Source organism: Bradyrhizobium japonicum USDA 6 (genome assembly GCF_000284375.1).
GTDB classification, from domain to species: Bacteria; Pseudomonadota; Alphaproteobacteria; order Rhizobiales; family Xanthobacteraceae; genus Bradyrhizobium; species Bradyrhizobium japonicum.
On record NC_017249.1, the window covers coordinates 7,083,614 to 7,101,091 of the forward strand.

Annotated in this window: 14 protein-coding genes; 5 read left to right on the top strand and 9 right to left on the bottom strand. The window is 64.2% G+C overall.

Annotation, left to right across the window (positions count from 1 at the left end; all coding sequences use genetic code 11):
- The first annotated feature begins 11 nt into the window (after positions 1–11).
- The 4 genes from BJ6T_RS33215 (at position 12) to BJ6T_RS33230 (ending at position 4,640) form a co-directional block, all read left to right on the top strand.
- Positions 12–1,115, top strand: a complete 1,104-nt coding sequence (locus BJ6T_RS33215; RefSeq protein WP_014496954.1) for an ABC transporter ATP-binding protein — start codon at positions 12–14, stop codon at positions 1,113–1,115.
- A gap of 23 nt (positions 1,116–1,138) precedes the next feature.
- On the top strand, positions 1,139–2,650 hold the full coding sequence (locus BJ6T_RS33220) for an ABC transporter substrate-binding protein (RefSeq protein WP_014496955.1): 1,512 nt from the start codon (positions 1,139–1,141) through the stop codon (positions 2,648–2,650).
- Between the two features lie 157 nt (positions 2,651–2,807).
- Positions 2,808–3,749, top strand: coding sequence for an ABC transporter permease (locus tag BJ6T_RS33225; RefSeq protein WP_014496956.1), 942 nt, complete (start codon positions 2,808–2,810; stop codon positions 3,747–3,749).
- A gap of 3 nt (positions 3,750–3,752) precedes the next feature.
- On the top strand, positions 3,753–4,640 hold the full coding sequence (locus tag BJ6T_RS33230) for an ABC transporter permease (protein ID WP_014496957.1): 888 nt from the start codon (positions 3,753–3,755) through the stop codon (positions 4,638–4,640).
- Here BJ6T_RS33230 and cnbZ read toward each other — a convergent pair.
- The 9 genes from cnbZ to BJ6T_RS33275 form a co-directional block, all read right to left on the bottom strand.
- A complete protein-coding gene (gene cnbZ / locus BJ6T_RS33235) occupies positions 4,637–5,383 on the bottom strand; it encodes a 2-amino-5-chloromuconate deaminase CnbZ (protein WP_014496958.1) in 747 nt (248 codons plus the stop codon). The two genes, BJ6T_RS33230 and cnbZ, sit on opposite strands and share 4 nt — an antisense overlap.
- A gap of 9 nt (positions 5,384–5,392) precedes the next feature.
- Positions 5,393–6,643, bottom strand: coding sequence for an adenylate/guanylate cyclase domain-containing protein (locus BJ6T_RS33240; protein ID WP_014496959.1), 1,251 nt, complete (start codon positions 6,641–6,643; stop codon positions 5,393–5,395).
- Positions 6,640–7,029, bottom strand: a complete 390-nt coding sequence (locus BJ6T_RS33245; RefSeq protein ID WP_014496960.1) for a response regulator — start codon at positions 7,027–7,029, stop codon at positions 6,640–6,642. The genes BJ6T_RS33240 and BJ6T_RS33245 overlap by 4 nt, the downstream gene beginning before the upstream one ends.
- On the bottom strand, positions 7,026–9,611 hold the full coding sequence (locus BJ6T_RS33250; protein WP_014496961.1) for a sensor histidine kinase: 2,586 nt from the start codon (positions 9,609–9,611) through the stop codon (positions 7,026–7,028). The genes BJ6T_RS33245 and BJ6T_RS33250 overlap by 4 nt, the downstream gene beginning before the upstream one ends.
- A gap of 150 nt (positions 9,612–9,761) precedes the next feature.
- Entirely contained in the window at positions 9,762–12,857 is a 3,096-nt protein-coding gene (locus BJ6T_RS33255; protein ID WP_014496962.1) for a MexW/MexI family multidrug efflux RND transporter permease subunit, read from the bottom strand.
- A gap of 69 nt (positions 12,858–12,926) precedes the next feature.
- Positions 12,927–14,120 carry an efflux RND transporter periplasmic adaptor subunit gene (locus BJ6T_RS33260; RefSeq protein ID WP_014496963.1) on the bottom strand — a complete coding sequence of 398 codons (1,194 nt, stop codon included), beginning with the start codon at positions 14,118–14,120 and terminating at the stop codon, positions 12,927–12,929.
- A 1-nt stretch (position 14,121) separates the two neighbouring features.
- Positions 14,122–14,823, bottom strand: a complete 702-nt coding sequence (locus BJ6T_RS33265) for a TetR/AcrR family transcriptional regulator (RefSeq protein WP_071915901.1) — start codon at positions 14,821–14,823, stop codon at positions 14,122–14,124.
- A 140-nt stretch (positions 14,824–14,963) separates the two neighbouring features.
- Positions 14,964–15,554 (bottom strand): thiamine pyrophosphate-dependent enzyme, encoded by a 591-nt coding sequence (locus BJ6T_RS33270; RefSeq protein WP_014496965.1) that lies wholly within the window; start codon positions 15,552–15,554, stop codon positions 14,964–14,966.
- Complete coding sequence (locus BJ6T_RS33275; protein ID WP_014496966.1) at positions 15,551–16,093, bottom strand: hypothetical protein; 543 nt, start codon at positions 16,091–16,093, stop codon at positions 15,551–15,553. Before BJ6T_RS33275 ends, BJ6T_RS33270 begins: the two co-directional genes overlap by 4 nt.
- Positions 16,094–16,201: 108 nt before the next feature.
- Between BJ6T_RS33275 and BJ6T_RS33280 the strand changes: the two genes are divergently transcribed.
- Positions 16,202–17,434 carry a cytochrome P450 gene (locus BJ6T_RS33280; RefSeq protein ID WP_014496967.1) on the top strand — a complete coding sequence of 411 codons (1,233 nt, stop codon included), beginning with the start codon at positions 16,202–16,204 and terminating at the stop codon, positions 17,432–17,434.
- Positions 17,435–17,478 lie beyond the last annotated feature (44 nt).

The window sequence follows — 17,478 nt, forward strand, 5'->3', positions numbered from 1 at the left end:
GAGCAAACACGATGACCGCTCTCCTCGAGGTCGAAGGCCTGGTCAAGCATTTTGTCGCTGGGCGCTCGCTGTTCGGCCGGGCACTGGGGCATGTCAAAGCGGTCGACGGCGTCAGCTTCTCTCTCGAAGCCGGCAAGACGCTCGCCCTGGTCGGCGAATCCGGGTGCGGCAAATCCACCGTCAGTCGCCTGGTGCTGCGGCTGATCGAGCCGGATGCAGGCACGGTGCGTTTCGCCGGCCGCGACCTGCTCTCGCTGGACGCCGGCGCGCTCCGCGCCTTCCGCCGCGAAGCGCAGATCATCTTCCAGGACCCCTACGCCTCGCTCAATCCGCGCATGACGGTCGGCCAGATTCTCACCGAGCCGCTGGCGCTGCACGATCTGGTACCGCCGGCGCAACGGCGCGAGCGCGTCGCGGAAATCCTGCGGCTGGTCGGTCTCGAGCCGCGGCTCGAGCGACGTTATCCGCACGAATTTTCCGGCGGCCAGCGCCAGCGCATCGCCATCGCCCGCGCGCTCGCGGTCGAACCAAAACTGATCATCTGCGATGAGCCGGTCTCGGCGCTGGACGTCTCGATCCGCTCGCAGATCCTCAACCTCTTGCGCGAGCTGCAGGACCGGCTTGGGCTGGCCTACATCTTCGTCTCGCACGATCTGGCTGTGGTCAAGCACATCGCCGACCATGTCGCGGTGATGAATCTCGGCCAGATCGTCGAGACTGCCGAGGCGGACGCCCTGTTCGCGGCACCTCGCCACCCCTACAGCCGTGCGCTGCTGTCCGCGATCCCCATGCCTAAACCGCGGGCAAAACGCAGCCGGATTGTGCTGCAGGGAGAGATCCCGAGCGCGCTCAACCCGCCGCCGGGTTGCCGCTTCCACACCCGCTGCCCCTACGTGGTCGACCGCTGCCGCAGTGAAATGCCGCAGCTCGTGCCGAATGGCATCGGACATGCAACGGCCTGTCACCGAACGTCGGAACTGCCGCCCTCCGCGGCGATCGTCCCGTCCGACGGCGGCTTCTCGCCGGTCCTGGAAAAATTGGTCGCCGCCTTCAGCGGCGGCCCGGAAGCAGTCCGCGGCAGCGGGGTTAGTTCATTGGGAACGGACCCGGCTTAGCCGCAAAACAGAGGTTGAGAGCGATGAGTTTCATGCGTTTGACAATCCTGGCGTCGGCCCTGCTGACGTCGCTCGTGGGCGCAGCCCAGGCTCAGACCACGCTTCGCATCGGCATCGCCGAAGACCCCGACATCCTCGATCCCAGCATCGGCCGCACCTATGTCGGCCGCATCGTCTTCTCCGCCTTCTGCGACAAGCTGTTTGACATCGACGAGAAGCTCAACATCGTGCCGCAGCTCGCGCTGTCCTACGAGACTTCGGCCGACGGCAAGGAGATGACGATCAAGCTCCGGCCCAACGTCAAATTCCATGACGGCGAGCCGCTGGACGCCGAAGCCGCGAAGTTCTCGATCGAGCGTCACATGACGCTGCCGACCTCGTTCCGGAAGTCCGAGCTTGCCAGCGTCGACCATGTCGAGGTGGTCGATCCCCTGGCCATCAAGCTGGTGCTCAAGACCCCCTACTCGCCGCTGATCGCCCAGCTCACCGACCGCTCCGGCATGATGGTGTCGCCGAAGGCGGCGAAGGAAGCCGGCGACAAGTTCGGCCTGCATCCGGTCTGCGCCGGCCCCTACAAATTCGTCGAGCGCGTCCAACAGGACCGCATGGTGTTCGAGAAGTTCGCCGATTACTGGAACAAGGACAACATCCATATCGACCGCGTCGTGTTCCTGCCGATTGTCGACGCGACGGTGCGGCTCGCGAATCTGAAGTCGGGCGGGCTCGATCTGATCGAGCGCGTGCTCGCCACCGACATCAAGGACGTGCGCGCCGATTCCCGCCTCGTGCTGTCGACGGCGCCGGAGCTCGGCTATCTCGGCCTGACCGTCAATATCGGCAACGACAAGACCAAGGGGCCGCTGAGCCAGTCGGCGAAGGTCCGCCAGGCACTGGATCTCTCGATCGACCGCGAAGCCCTCAACCAGGTCGTCTTCAACGGCGAGTTCACGCCCGGCAACCAGTGGGTCAGCCCGAAGCATCCCTATTACCAGAAGGCATTCCCGGTCCGCGGCCGCGATATCGCAAAAGCGAAAGCGCTCTTGAAGGAAGCCGGCGTCACCACGCCGGTGACGGTCGATTACATGATCCCCAAGGGCGCGGAGAACGAAGCCGTGGCCCAGGTCGTCCAGTCGATGGCCGCGGAAGCGGGCTTCGACATCAAGATCCGCGCGGTCGAATTCGCAACGACCTTCAAGCAGGCCCAGGCCGGTGAGTTCCAGATCTTCCAGATCAACTGGAGCGGCCGCATCGATCCCGACGGCAATTCCTACATCTTCATGCGCAGCAAGGCGCCGCAAAACGACGGCGTGTACGCGAACCCCGAGGCCGACAAGCTGATGGAAGATGGACGCATGACGTCCAACGTCGAGGAGCGCAAGGCGATCTACGAAAAGCTGACCAAGATCCTGCTCGACGATTTGCCGATCATCTATATCTACCACCGCACGCTGCTGATCGCGCACACCAAGAAGCTGGACGGCTACAGGCAGATGCCCGACGGGCTGGTGCGCGTAGTCGGGCTGAAATTCAAGTGACGAACGTCGAGATGATTGCGTGTCCCGGACGCGGCGCGGCGCGCAAGCGCTGCACCGCAGAGCCGGGACCCACGGCAACAACGAACCGTGGCGAATGGGGCCTGGTTCAGCAGCGCAACATTACATGTTCCGCTGCGCCCGGGACACGGACCGAACCATGCTGAATTTCCTCGCTCACCGAATCGCGCAGATCGTGCCGACACTGTTCTTCGTGTCGGTGCTGATCTTCTCGCTCCAGCAATTGCTGCCGGGCGATCCCGCACTGGTAATGGCCGGGGAGGAGCGCGATCCCGCCGTGATCGAACAGATCCGCCAGCAGTACAAGCTCGATCAGCCGATCCCCGTGCAGTACGTCTATTGGCTCAAGGGCGTTCTCTCCGGCAATTTCGGCGAGTCGCTGCGCAACAAGATGCCGGTGCGCGAGCTGATCGCACAGAAACTGCCGGTGACGCTCCAGCTCGGCTCGATGGCGATCCTGATCGCGTTCCTCATCGGCATTCCCGCCGGCATCATCTCCGCGGTGAAGAAGGGCACGGTTTGGGACTATGGTGCCAATCTGTTCGCGCTGTGGGGTATCTCGACGCCGAATTTCTGGCTCGGAATCCTCATGATCTTCCTGTTCTCGATTCACCTGGGCTGGCTGCCGGCCTCGGGCTATGTGCCGCTCACCGAGAACTGGCGCGCGAGCCTGGCTGCCACCATCATGCCGGCCTTCGTGCTCGGCAACGCAATTTCGGCGGTCCTGATGCGGCACACACGTAGCGCCATGCTCCAGGTTCTGGAGAGCGACTATGTCCGCACCGCGCGCGCGAAAGGTCTCTCCGAGCGCTCGGTGATCCTCAAGCATGCGATGCGCAACGCGCTGACGCCGATCATCACCCTCGGTGCGCTCGAGCTCGGCACGCTGTTGTCGGGCGCGGTTCTGACCGAGCAGATCTTTTCCATTCCCGGCTTCGGCAAGCTGATCGTGGATGCCGTCTTCAACCGTGACTATGCGGTGGTGCAGGGCGTGGTGCTGGTGACGGCCACGGTCTACATCACGTTGAATCTCGTCGCCGACGTCGCCTATGTCCTCGTCAATCCGCGGCTGCGAGGTTAGACGATGACCGACGCCGCACTGCCAGCCGGACCCGCCACCCAGGCCTACGAGCTGGACAGCCCGGCCCGCCGTGCGCGGCGGCGCCTGTTCAAGCGCAAGGCCGCGGTCTTCGGGCTTGTCGTGATCACGGCTTTCATCCTGCTTGCGGCCCTTGCGCCGCTGGTCGTGCCCTATGATCCCATTGCAACGAGCTGGAGCCTGGTGCGCAAGCCGCCCACCGCCGCCCACTGGTTCGGCACCGACGATCTCGGCCGTGACATCCTCAGCCGCGTCATCTACGGCGCGCGGGCCTCGCTGATGGCGGGTCTGATCTCGGTCGCGATCGCGCTCGGGATCGGTGTCCCCCTTGGTCTCCTCGCCGGCTATCGCGGCGGATTTGTAGACGCGCTGATCAGCCGGATCACCGATGCGATGTTGGCCTGCCCGTTCCTGATCCTGGCGATTGCGCTGGCCGCCTTCCTCGGTCCCAGCCTCGGCAACGCCATGATCGCGATCGGCATCTCGGCCACGCCGATCTTCATCCGCCTGACGCGCGGGCAGGTCTTGAGCGTCAAGGCCGAAGACTATGTCGAGGCCGCGCGCGCGCTCGGCAATCCGCCGTGGCGGATCGCGTTCTCGCACATCCTGCCGAACATCCTTCCCGCGCTATTGGTGCAGGCAACACTGTCGATCGCCGCCGCCATCATCGCCGAAGCCGCGCTGTCGTTCCTCGGCCTCGGCCAGCAGCCGCCCGCACCGTCCTGGGGCAGCATGCTCAACGCAGCGCAGCGTTTCCTGACCCAGGCGCCGTGGATGGCGATCTGGCCGGGCCTTGCGATCTTCCTCGTGGTGCTGTCGCTGAACCTGCTCGGCGACGGCCTGCGCGACGCGCTCGACCCGCGTCAGCGCTAGATCACGGTCTCGCGCAGCACCCGTCGGCAATCCATCTCGTACTCGAGGTCGACCACCGGCGGCCGGGCAAAATGCCAGGTCAGGCCGGAGCGCAGCGCGCCGCGGCGGACCAGTTCGTCGACCAGCGCGTGGTGGAAATCGTGCACGGAATAGGCCTGCACGCCGGTGGTGTCCTTCCAGCCGAAGCCGAAGGCCGTCATCCGGTTCTCCATCTGCGACGTCGTGGTGAACCGCACCTTCTCGCGGAGGCCCTCCGGACTGAGGTCGCGGTAGCGCACCGTGCGCTCGACATAGGTGCCGCCGCCCTCGCGCGCCTCGGCGCCTCCGGCGATCACGAAGGACGGCGCCTTCGATGCCGTCGGACGCGTGAAGGAGAAGGCATAGAACGACGGCTCGGACGGCGGATCGAACTCCGGACAGACATTGCTGCGCGCCACCGGATTGGTGGTGCCGTCGAAGATGCCCCATTCGGACAGCGTCTTCACATAGTGCAGGTTGAATGCGCGAAAGCCTTCCTCGCTGAAGGCCGCCGGTGAGCGCAGCTCGCAGGCACAAAAGGCCGTCAGTGGCCGGCCTGCTTCCTGGATATACTTCGCCGCGACCGCAAATCCCTCGGCCAGCGGCACCAGGCGGTCGAACCGAACGCGCTCGATCTCATAACCGTCATCCGCAGCCGCGCCGGCCGAATACTGGAATACGGACGGAATGAAACGATAGTTGCCGGCGGAGAAATCACCAATCATGTCGAACTCCTATTCCAGTTTCATGCGGATACCCTTGGCGCCGTTGAGCAGGCGCTTCAGGTGAAAGCCGGCCAGGGAATCGTCGGCGTACATCCCGACCAGCGCGGCGAAGGCCGGCATGGCCGCGACGTCGCCGGCTTCCATCTTGGCAAAAGCCTCGGAATATTGCGCCGTCCTCGGCGCTTCGAATTTTTCCTGCGGCAACGGTTCGAACGCACGCAGCGGTTCGCTGCGTCCGCGCAGCATCAGATCACCGACGGGACGGCCTTGAAAATGCTCCGCCGCCTTAGCGACGCTGGCACTGGCGCAGATGCGTGTTCCGAGATGCTTGTTGGCGGCCTCCAGCCGTGCCGCGATGTTGATGGTGTCTCCATAGGCGGTATAGTCGAAGAAGCGGTTGCCTCCGAAATTGCCGACCAGTGCCGGCCCGGCGTGAATGCCGATGCGGGTGGTGCCGAAATTCACGCCCATGGCCCTCTGGCGCGCGCAGAAATCCTGCGCCCAGGCATCGAGGTCATGGGCGCAGGCGACCGCACGCGTCGCATAATCCGGCTGATCGCCCGGCGCATTGAAGAGCACCTGGATCGCATCGCCGATGATTTTTGCGACCGTCCCCTCATGCGCGAAGATGGTTTCGGTCATCCCGCCGACGTATTCGTTGAGGAGCGCGCCCAGCGTCTCGGGCGGTGCGCTCTCGACCAGGGAGGTGAACCCGGTGATATCGGTGAAGATGGTCGCGACATCGCGCCACTGCACCTCGATCCCCTCACCCTCGCCGCCCGCCACCAGACGCTTGGCGAGTTCGGGCGAGAAATGGCGCGACAGCGCGGCATGGGCCCGCTCCGCCTCCAACTGACGGCGCCGCACCTCCCGCAGCATCTCGATATGGCGAATGGTCTTCTCGATCGTGGCTTCCAGGTCGGCGAAGTCGATCGGTTTGGTGAGGAAGTCGAACGCGCCGCGGTTCATGGCGGTACGGATGTTGCTCATGTCGCCATAGGCCGAGACGATGATGGTCGACTTCTTGTCTTCGGCCTCCTGGAGCTTCGCCAGCAGCGACAGCCCGTCCATCCGCGGCATGTTGATGTCGGAGACCACCATGTCGACATGCGGGTTCTGCTCGAGGGATTCCAGCGCCTCGACGCCGTCGCGTGCAAACATGATGTCGACGAGCCCGTCGCGGATCTGCCTGCGAAACTTTTGCAGGATCAGCGCCTCGAGGTCTGGCTCGTCATCGACGAAGAGGATGGTCGAAGTCATGCGGCTTGCTCGAGCCTCGTGTCGATCTCCTGCCGCAGCAGCGCAAAATCGATCGGCTTGGTGAGGAGCCCGATGGCGCCACGCTCGATCGCCTTCCGGCGCGTCTCGGCGTCGCCATAAGCCGTGATCATGATGACGGGAACGTCCGGATGCTCGGCGCGCACCTTGGGCAGCATGTCGAGCCCGCTCATGCCGGGCATGTTGATGTCGGACAGGATCAGGATCAACGAGGGGTCGCGTACCTCGGAGGCAAGCCTGAGCGCATCGGACGCGGACGGCGCGAATTCCATCTGGAAGCGCCCGGCGCGCAGGTCACGCCGGAACTGCTGCCGGAACAGCGCCTCGACGTCGGGCTCGTCATCGACGACCAGGATGTAAACGTTCAACTCTTGCCTCCGGGAGTGTCGCCCGCCGCCATCTTGCGCGGCAGCGTGATGATGAATTCGGTGAATACACCGGGCTCGGTGTTCACGTCGATCGTGCCACCGTGCTGTTTCACGACGATGTCATGACTCATGGACAGGCCGAGCCCGGTGCCCTCGCCGGCCGGCTTGGTGGTGAAGAACGGATTGAACAATTTCGCCCTCACCTCGGGCGGAATCCCTGTGCCGTTGTCGCGGATCCGGATCTCGACCTTGTCGCCGAGGTTCTTGGTGGCCGCGTTCAAGGTGGGCTCGAAACCGTCCGTCGCGCTCTCCTTGCGCTTGGCCGCAGCATAGAAGCCGTTCGAGATCAAATTGAGCAAGACACGCGCGATCTCCTGCGGATAGACATCGACCATCCCGGCCCCGGGGTCGAACTCGCGCTCGAGTGTGACGTTAAAGGCGGGCCGTTCCGCGCGCGCGCCGTGATAGGCAAGATTGAGGCTTTCCTCGACGACGGCATTGATATCGCTGGGACGATGCTCGCCGGAACCCGCGCGCGAATGTAGCAGCATGTTCCTGACGATGGAATCGGCGCGCTTGCCGTGCTGCACGACCTTCTCGAGATTGCTCTTGAGCATGCCGGTCAGCTCGTCGACCTCCTCCTTGTTCTTGCCTTCGAAAGAGACCGACTGCAGGGTCTCATTGAGCTCGTCGATCAGTTCCGTCGAGACCGCGGAGAAATTGTTGATGAAATTGAGCGGGTTCTTGATCTCGTGGGCAATCCCCGCCGTGAGTTGACCGAGGGAGGCGAGCTTCTCGGTCTGGATCAGGCGATCCTGCGCGGCGCGGAGATCGTCGAGAGATCGTGACAGCTCCTGCGTACGCATGCGCAGCTCATTCAACAGGCGCGTATTTTCGATCGCGATGACGGCCTGGTTGGCAAATGACGCGATCAGCGCGATCTGCTTTTCGTCGAAGGCGACCGCTTCGACCCGGGCGACACCGATCGCGCCGATCACCTGTTCCCTCAACAGCATCGGCGTGAACAGGACCGAATTGAACCCGAAATCCTGCGCAAACTCCTTGGTGGAAGAAGGTGCCGAGGGGTTGCCCAATATCGGCTGGAATTGCACCGTTCGCTTGGACAGAATGGCGAGCCCGCCCACCGTGTCGTCGGCCAGCGCGCGCGGATATCGCTCGGTCAGCCGCTCGAAGCCGGGCTGCCCGTCTGCCGCAGGCATCTCAACCGTCCCGTCGTGAACGGTCTGCACCACTGCAAAGCGGGTATCGAACATCCGCAGCAAATTTCGTACGATCGCGTCGAACACCGGCTTGGTGTCGTGCATTGATCCGCTGATCGACGCGAGAATCTCGGCGGTCGCAGTCTGTTGCTCGAGCGATTCACGCAGTTCTGCCGTCCGCTGCTCGACCTTGTTTTCCAAGTCGGCATAGGATTCCTGCAAGCGCCCGCCCATGTCGTTGAACTGGTCGGCGAGCCCCTCGAGCTCGTCGCCGGTCTTGATCGAGATGCGCTGCGAGAAATCGCCGCCCCCGATCCGCTCGGCGCCGCTGCGCAGTGCCTGGATCGGGCCGACCATGCGGCGCGCGAGGAAAATCCCGGCGAGCACCGCGAAGATCGACGCGGCGAGCAGCACGAGTGCGAGCCGTTCCAACGCGGCATGGAGCGTCGCATAGGCCTCCTCGACCGGCAGCTCGACGAACATGGTCCAATGCAGCGGCTCGATCGGGGCCGATGCGGTCAGCACCTGCTGCCCCTGGATGTTGCGCGCTTCGGGGAGCGTGTCGGACAGGGTGCTGCCTGCGGCCTGCGCGGCGCGCACCTGCGCGAGACCGGACATGTCGGTGTTGCGCAGGACCAGGCTGATATCGGGATGCGCGATCAGACGCCCCTCCGGGCCGACCACATAGGCATGTCCGTGCTCGCCGACCTTGATCTGGGACACGACGTCCCAGATCAGCTTGAGATTGACCTCCGCGATGCTGACGCCGGCATCCTTGCGCGCGCCGGCCAGCGCGAGCGTCATGTAGGGTTCGGACTCCCTGCGGAAATAGACCGGGCCGTAATAGACCTTGTGCGCGACCGCCTCGGTGAACTTCGGGTCGGCCGACAGGTCGATCCCGCTGTCGATCGCGTCCATCGCGAGCCGCGAGACCCGCAAGCGCTCCCTGCCGGTCGCATCCACCTGGGCGAGCTCGGTGATCGCGGGCACCTGGCGCAGCAGCCGTTGCGCATCGAACCGGCGCTGCTCGATCGAGCCCGCCGACCAGGGCAGCTGCGTGGTCCAGCCGAGCTGGCTCTCGATCTCCTTGACGAACTGGCCGATCTTGGCCGCCGCCGCCTCGGCCTGCTCATGCTGGACCCGGATCAGCGCGGCCTTGTGCTCGCGATAATAGAAGAAGACCTCGAACAGCCCGTTGGCCAGCAGCGCAATGGCGACGACGGCCACGAACAGCGCGACATATTTGGTGAAAAGCCGGGTCCTGATCCCGCGCCCCGCCGCCTCGCCGGGCACGACGCCAGCCGCGGCCGCGCTCGGCCCTGTCCTGGCTTGCGGGGTGTCGGGGTGGAGGGAGATGCTCATCCCGGCGAATCTAGCAAGAAGGCCGGAACTTGTCTCTCGCCAACGCGGAAAGGCCTCCCCCGTAAGCCTGCCGGCGTCCCCAGGCTGCGGGGCAAATGAAAAGGGCGGCAACGGATGCCGCTGCCGCCCTCTGGTTCGCTGACCTGCGGCTCAGGTCGGTCGCAGCGCCTTGGAATTGAGGTCGAGATCGTTGACCTCCTTGTTCCGCTCGGAATCGGCCGCCGCGCGGTGGTCGGTTGCCAGCACGACGTAGACCGCGGGCAGCACGAACAGCGTGAACAGCGTGCCGATCGACATGCCGGCGACGACCACGAGACCGATCGAGAAGCGGCTGGCCGCGCCCGCGCCGGACGCAGTCAGGAGCGGGATCAGGCCGGTCACCATCGCGGCCGTGGTCATCAGGATCGGCCGCAGACGAATACGGGCCGACATCTCGATGGCCGAACGGCGGTCGAGCCGCTCGTTGACCTGGAGCTCGTTGGCGAACTCCACCATCAGGATGCCGTGCTTGGTGATCAGCCCGACCAGCGTCAGCAGGCCGACCTGGGTATAGATGTTCATGGTCGCCACGCCGAAGAACAACGGGATCAGTGCGCCGACGATCGCCATCGGCACCGAGATCATGATCACCAGAGGATCGCGAAGACTCTCGAACTGCGCCGCCAGCACCAGGAAGATGATGACCAACGCGAAGCCGAAGGTGACCGCGAGCTGATTGCCCTCCTGCACGTACTGCCGGCTGTCGGCGAGATAGTCGTGGCTGAAACCCGCGGGCAGCTTCTTGGCTTCGCCTTCCAGGAAGTCGACCGCCGCACCAACGGTCACGCCCGGCATCGGCACGGCGGAGAAGGTCGCCGAGTTCAGCTGGTTGTAGTGCGTCAGCGAATTCGGGTCGGTCTTGGTCCGGATCGAGACCACCGTCGACAGCGGGAGCTGCTGGCCGGTGTTGGTCGTCACGTAGTAACCGCCGAGCGATTCCGGCGAGAGCCGCTGGCCGCGCGGCACCTGCGGAATCACCTGGTAGGAACGGCCCTCGAGATTGAAGCGGTTGATGTAGTTGCCGCCGAGCAGCACCGCGAGCGTGCTGCCGAGATTCTGCATGTTGACGCCGAGATCCTGCGCCTTGGTGCGGTCGATCGTGACCTCAACGTTCGGCTGGTTGTAGGCGAGGTCGCTGTCGGAGACGATGAACATGCCGCTCTTGCGCGCAGCGTCCTTCAGCTTCTCCATCTGCTCATAGACCGTCTGGAACCCCGCGGTGGAGTTGATCACCATCTGCACCGGCAAACCGCCCGGGCCGCCAGGCAGCGGCGGCAGGTTGAAGGCGAAGGCCTGCACACCCTCGATCTTGGAGAGCTCGGCCTGCACCAGCGGCTTCAGCTGGATCGACGAGCGCTTGCGCTCCTCCCAGGACTTGAGCAACATGCCGGCGATACCGCCCTGCGGGCCGTTGATGCCGTTCAGCACGAAGCGCAGATCGGTCTCGGGGAATTTCTGGAATTCCTTGTCGAGTTTCTCGCCATAGAAGTCGACATAGTCGATATTGGCGTATTTCGGCGCCTTGGTCACCGCGAACACGATGCCCTGGTCTTCCTCAGGCGCCAGTTCCTTCGACGTATGCATGTAGAGGAAGCCGACGAGCCCGAGGATCGTCACCGCGAACAGTCCGGTGATGGCCTTGTAGTCGAGCGAGCGGTCGAGCCTGCGGCCATACCAGCGCGTGAGCGCGCCAAACACCCTGTTGACGAGCTTGGCGAAGCGACCCTCTTCGGTGTTCTTGAGCAGCACCGAGCACATCATTGGTGACAGCGTCAGCGCGATCACGCCCGACACGATCACCGAGCCGGCAAGCGTGAAAGCGAACTCACGGAACAGCGAGCCGGTGAGACCGCCGAGGAATCCGATCGGCGCGTACACCGCGGCGAGCGTGATCGTCATCGACACGACGGGACCGACGATCTCGCGTGCGCCTTGTAGCGCCGATTGTACCGGTGTCTTGCCCTCCTCCAGATGGCGATGGATGTTCTCCACCACGACGATGGCGTCGTCGACCACGAGGCCGATCGCGAGCACCATCGCGAGCAGGGTCAAGAGGTTGAAGCTGAAGCCCAGGGCCAGCATCAAGGTGCAGACGCCGATCATCGACAAGGGAATCGTGACGACGGGAATGATGACCGAGCGGAACGAGGCCAGGAACAGGAAGATGACCACGATCACGATGATCACGGCTTCGCCCAGCGTCTTCTCCACCTCGTCGATCGAGGATTGGATGAACTTGGTCGAGTCGTAGGCGACCTTCATCTTCATCGACGGCGGCAGATTGCGTTCGAGCTCGGGGAACAGCGCGCGCACGCCCTTCACCAGGGTCAGCGGGTTGCCCTGCGGCGTCGCCTGCACACCGATGAAGATCGCGTGCTCGCCGTTGAAGGCGACGCTCGCATCCGTGCTCTGGGCCGCAAGCTCGACGGTGGCGATGTCCTCCATCCGCACGAAGCCGCCGTCCTTGGCCTTGACGATCATCTTCTTGAACTGGTTGACGTCGGTCAGGCCCGTGTTCGTCGAGACGTTCGAGACGATGAGGTAGCCCTTGGTCTGGCCCGCCGCGGACTGGAAGTTGTTGGCGGTGATCGCGGCCGCGACATCGGCCGGCGACACGTTGCGGCCGGCCATTTTCACCGGATCAAGCCACAGCCGCATCGCAAAGGTCTGGCCGCCGAGAATGTCGGCGGAAGCCACGCCATCGACGGTCGACAGCACCGGCTGCACCACGCGCGTCAGATAATCCGAGATCGCCGAGCCCGACAGCTCCTCGGACGAGAAGCCAAGATACATCACGGCCGTGGTCTGGCCCGTGGTCTTGGTGACGATCGGATCGTTGGATTCCTTCGGAATCAGGTACTTGACCGAGTTCGTCTTGGCCAGCACCTCGGTAAGCGCCTGGTTCGGATCGAAGTTCAGCTTGATGTAGACCTGGATCGTCGAGGTGCCCAGCACCGAGGACGAGGTGATGTAGTCGACGCCCTCGGCCGAAGCGACGGCCTGCTCGATCGGCGTGGTGATGAAGCCCTGGATCAGGTCCGCGGACGCGCCGGGATAGACGGTCGTGATGTTGATGACCGTGTTCGACAGCTTCGGATACTGCCGGATCGGCAGCACCATCGCCGCGCGCAGGCCGATCAGCAGGATCAGCAGGCTGACGACGACCGACAGGACCGGTCGCTTGATGAAAATATCGGTAAATGCCATCGCGGCGATCTCGATTCTATGTCTCAAGAAAAGTGATCCGGCCGAGCCGGATCACTTGGATGGTGTTGATCAGTAGCGCGGCGGCTGCGCCGGGATCTGCGGAGCCGGGTCGGTCGAAATCGACACCGGAGCGCCCGATTGCAGCTTGAGCTGGCCGACGGCGACGACCTTGTCGCCCGGCTTCACGCCCTTGATGATTTCGACGCGACCGTCGACGCGGTTGCCGGTCTGCACGAAGGTGCGCACCGCGGAGAGGCTGGTCTTGCCGTCCTCTTCCTTCTTCTCGGTGATCACGAACACGGAGTCGCCGTACAGCGTGTAGTCGACCGCCGTCTCCGGTACGGTAATCACAGCCGGCTTGTCCGGCAGCACCACCGTGGTGGTCACGAACATGCCGGGCTTGAGGATCTTCTCTGGATTGGCGATCGTCGCCTGCACGCGGATATTGCGGGTGTCGGTCGCGATCTGCGGCTCGATCGTGGTGATCTTGCCTTCGAAGACGCGGCCCGGATAGGCGTCCACCTTGAGCCTGACGACCTGGCCGACCTTGAGGTTGGCGCTGTCCTTTTCCGTCACGGTGAAGTTCGCCCACAGCTGCGACAGATCGGTCAGCGAGACGATCGCCGTGCCGGCTGTCAGATACTGTCCAACCTCGACCTTGCGCACGCCGAGATCGCCGGAGAACGGTGCGCGCACCAGCTTCTGCGAGATGACCGCCTCGGTCTTGGCGATGCCGGCCATCGCCTGATCGTAGGCAGCCTGCGCGTTATCGACGGTCGCCTGCGGGCCGAACTGGCGCGAGGCCAGCTGCTTGGCGCGGTCGAGCGAGAGCTGCGCGACGGTCGCCTGCGCCTTGTAATTGGCGAGGTCGCCCTGCTCCGGCATGTCGAAGAACTGCACCAGCGGCGTGCCGGCTTCGACATGGGCGCCCGGCTCGAACTTGATCTCGGTGACGCGGCCGTTGACGTCGGCGCTGACGTCGACCTGATGCACGGCGACGAGCCCGCCGACGGCGGTGAGCAGGTTCGGCACGACTTCCGACTTCGCCTCGGCCGCGCTGACCGCGGTCGGCGGCGGCTTGTTGTTGGCGAAGAACTGCTTGATCATCTGGCCGCGGAAGTAATTGAACCAGACAAGGCCGCCAACGAGCACGCCCAGGAGCGTGCCGACGATGATGAACCACAGCACTGGCCTAACCGGACGCTTGGGAGCCTTGGTGTCGATCGGTTCGCCCGAAATCCTGTGTTCGGTTACGATGTTCATGTCATGCGCTTTCTGCAATCGCCGTCTTGCCCGCATCCGCGGCCTGATCGCGGCCCAAATGCGAAGCAATTGCGGCGTCGTTAAGTCCGATACCCCTCAGGAGAAACTCACAGAGCTGCCGCTCCAGATCGTTCGCCTTGCCGTAGACGAGGCAGGGCGTGGCCGGCAGCCTGGTCAGCGCAGCCATCATCACCGAATGATGCGCGAACCAGAACAGGTTGAGCGGATCGCCGCTGAACGGCCGCGCGTCACCGCTGGCAACCGCGCGCTCGAGCGAGGCGAGGAAGACCGCCCCGATCAGCTTCTCGATCTTGGCATATAGCAGACGGGCGAATTCGCCGTCATCCAGATGGCTGGTGGCCATCAGTCGCAGGCGCTGCGCCTCTTCCTGATCAGGCCCGTCGGCGATGTGGAGGAAGTGCTGGACCATGCCGCGGATCAACTCGACCAGCGTGGCCGTCGAGGGCTCCCGCTCGAGCAGGTCCATCAGTGCCGGATCGGCTTCGCATTCGTCGCTGAGGATTTCAGCGTAGAGCGCCGCCTTGGACGGGAAATGCTTGAACAGCAGCGCCTCGGAAATGGCCGCGGCGGCCGCCACGCTCTTGGTCGTGGTGCCGGTATAGCCGTGTCGGGCAAAGCAGCGTTTTGCGGCACCGAGGATCAATTGACGCCTCAGGTCGCTCGTCATTCGCAATGAGCTCATGTTAGTGAGTAAGCACTCACCCACGCAAAAGTCAAGCAGAATGCTGCGGCGCAACCTATGTGGGTGCAAACTTGTTGGAAAATGGCCACACTTCCCCGCCCGGAGGGCCGGGAACGTTGCTCAGGACGGAGCCGAGGGGGCTAGATCGGCTGGAAGCCGAGATCGCTGCGGATCCGGTTGACGATGTAAGTCCCGTCCCGGGTTGGGAGAATCCGGTCCAGGCTGGCGCTGTCGATCTTCACATTGGCAAATCGCGGCCCCGCCGAGACGTCGTGGACGGCTTTGGCGAAGGCCTCGACCTCGGCCATGGTCGAGATCGCGCGAGAGTCCCCTATGCCGCAGGCCCTGGCGACGCCGACGAGGTCGGCAGCCGCGGAGGTGTGGCTGGTCTGACCGCCGGTCTCGCCATAGGCCTCGTTGTCGAGCACCACGATCGAGAGATTGGACGGCTTCTGCAGGCCGATGGTGGCAAGGCTCCCCATCCCCATCAGCATCTCGCCGTCGCCGGTGATGACCAGCACCGGCAGTTTTGGTTGCGCCAGCGCCAGACCAAGCCCGATCATCGCCGCGCCGCCCATGCCGCCCCAGAGGTAGAAGTTGCGCGCGTGGTCGCCGGCGGCACACATGTCGTTGGTGGAGGCCCCGAGGCCGCCGATCGCAACAACGTCCTTGCGGTTCGCAAGCAGGCTGGACACCACCTGGCGGCGGTCGAGGAGATTGGCCTTGCTCATTTGGTGAAAACCTTGGCGCCGATCAGGCGCTGCGACAGCAGGACGGCGGTGGGCGTCAGCGCGTTGTAGGCCTGCGCTGCGGCCGCCTCCAGCACGGCCGGCACCTCGGCCGCATTGGACGCGCGCAGCACCTGGACGCCCGAGAGTTCGAACACGCCCTGCGTGGTCGATCCCATCGGCACCTGCCACGGATTGAACTCACCCCACTCGCCGCGCATGGTCACGAGCGTGAGGAACGGAAAGCGCAGGATCGGGATCAGCGACAGCATGTTGATGCAATTGCCGACCCCGCTCGACTGCATCAGAAGCACGCCGCGTTGTCCGCCGGTCCAGGCCCCGGCCAGGAGCGCGACGCCCTCCTCCTCCGTCGTCAGCGGAATGCCGCGCATCGTGGATGAGGCCAGCACGCGCTGGATCAGCTTCGAATGGCCGGCATCGGGCACGTAAGGCACCTGCCGGACGTCGAAGCGTTGCAAAGTCGCGAAAATATCGTCGGGCCAATTCGGGGCCGTGTCGGCAGCGTCAGCGCGGGCGTGCATTTTCCTGTCCGGTCGGCTTGCAAATCACGACACGACTGTAGACGGTGAGCCGAGCCGCTCGAAAGAGCGAAAACAGCATATCGGTCTCAACCGGCGAGTATGGCGGCGATGAACGCAAGTGCGAAAGAACTGGCGGCCAATTTCGATCTGGAGAAGCTGACACCCGAATTCTACGACGATCCCTACCCGACTTATCGTGCACTGCGGGAAAACGAGCCGGTCAAGCGCCTCCCCAACGGCACTGTGTTCCTGACCCGCTATGACGATCTCGTCACCACCTACAAGAACACAAAGTCGTTCAGTTCGGACAAGAAGCGCGAGTTCGCGCCGAAATACGGCGACACCCCGCTCTACGAGCACCACACCACGAGCCTCGTCTTCAACGACCCGCCCGCCCACACCCGCGTGCGCCGCCTGATCATGGGCGCGCTGTCGCCGCGCGCGATCGCAGGGATGGAGCCCGATATCGTCAAGCTGGTCGACGGCCTGCTCGATGCCATCGCCGCCAAGGGGGCTTGCGAGCTGATCGACGACTTCGCCGCATCGATCCCCATCGAGGTGATCGGCAATCTGCTCGACGTTCCCCACGACGAACGCGAGCCGCTGCGCGACTGGTCACTCGCGATCCTCGGTGCACTCGAACCGGTGGTGTCGCCCGAAGTGGCTGCGCGCGGCAACAAGGCGGTGAAGGACTTCCTCGCCTATCTCGAAACCCTGGTCGCGCGCAGGCGCCAGAAGCCGGGTAATCCCGAGCGTGACGTGCTGACGCGCCTGATCCAGGGAGAAGGCAACGGCGAGGAGAACGGCGAGCGGCTGACCGAGAAGGAGCTGCTGCACAACTGCATCTTCCTGCTCAATGCCGGGCACGAGACCACCACCAATCTGATCGGCAACGGCCTCGTCGCGCTGCACCGGAATCCGGACCAGAAGCAGCGGCTGATCGAAAACTCCGACATGATCAAGACTGCCGTCGAGGAGATGCTGCGCTACGAGAGCTCGAATCAGCTCGGCAACCGCATGACGACAGAGAAGATCGAGCTCGGTGGCGTCATGCTCGACGCCGGCACGTCGGTGACGCTGTGCATCGGGGCGGCCAACCGCGATCCCGCCCAGTTTCCGGAGCCCGAACGCTTTGACATCGCGCGCACGCCGAACCGGCATCTCGCCTTCGCCACCGGCGCGCATCAATGCGCCGGCATGGCGCTGGCGCGGCTCGAAGGCGCGATTGCGATCTCGCGCTTCCTGGCGCGCTTCCCGAATTATGCCGTGAGCGGCCATCCGGTGCGGGGCGGACGGGTGCGGTTCCGCGGCTTCCTGAGCGTGCCCTGCTCCATAGGTTGAGGGCCTAAAACAAAAATGTCGAAAACAACCCCATGCACAGTAGC

Excerpts from the sequence above, each read along its gene's own strand:
- BJ6T_RS33275 (WP_014496966.1), bottom strand. The coding sequence starts at position 16,093 with ATGCACGCCCGCGCTGACGCTGCCGACACGGCCCCGAATTGGCCCGAC.
- BJ6T_RS33255 (WP_014496962.1), bottom strand. The coding sequence starts at position 12,857 with ATGGCATTTACCGATATTTTCATCAAGCGACCGGTCCTGTCGGTCGTC.
- BJ6T_RS33270 (WP_014496965.1), bottom strand. The coding sequence starts at position 15,554 with ATGAGCAAGGCCAATCTCCTCGACCGCCGCCAGGTGGTGTCCAGCCTG.
- cnbZ (WP_014496958.1), bottom strand. The coding sequence starts at position 5,383 with ATGATTGGTGATTTCTCCGCCGGCAACTATCGTTTCATTCCGTCCGTA.
- BJ6T_RS33240 (WP_014496959.1), bottom strand. The coding sequence starts at position 6,643 with ATGACTTCGACCATCCTCTTCGTCGATGACGAGCCAGACCTCGAGGCG.
- BJ6T_RS33220 (WP_014496955.1), top strand. The coding sequence starts at position 1,139 with ATGAGTTTCATGCGTTTGACAATCCTGGCGTCGGCCCTGCTGACGTCG.
- BJ6T_RS33265 (WP_071915901.1), bottom strand. The coding sequence starts at position 14,823 with ATGAGCTCATTGCGAATGACGAGCGACCTGAGGCGTCAATTGATCCTC.
- BJ6T_RS33280 (WP_014496967.1), top strand. The coding sequence starts at position 16,202 with ATGAACGCAAGTGCGAAAGAACTGGCGGCCAATTTCGATCTGGAGAAG.
- BJ6T_RS33230 (WP_014496957.1), top strand. The coding sequence starts at position 3,753 with ATGACCGACGCCGCACTGCCAGCCGGACCCGCCACCCAGGCCTACGAG.
- BJ6T_RS33215 (WP_014496954.1), top strand. The coding sequence starts at position 12 with ATGACCGCTCTCCTCGAGGTCGAAGGCCTGGTCAAGCATTTTGTCGCT.
- BJ6T_RS33260 (WP_014496963.1), bottom strand. The coding sequence starts at position 14,120 with ATGAACATCGTAACCGAACACAGGATTTCGGGCGAACCGATCGACACC.
- BJ6T_RS33250 (WP_014496961.1), bottom strand. The coding sequence starts at position 9,611 with ATGAGCATCTCCCTCCACCCCGACACCCCGCAAGCCAGGACAGGGCCG.
- BJ6T_RS33225 (WP_014496956.1), top strand. The coding sequence starts at position 2,808 with ATGCTGAATTTCCTCGCTCACCGAATCGCGCAGATCGTGCCGACACTG.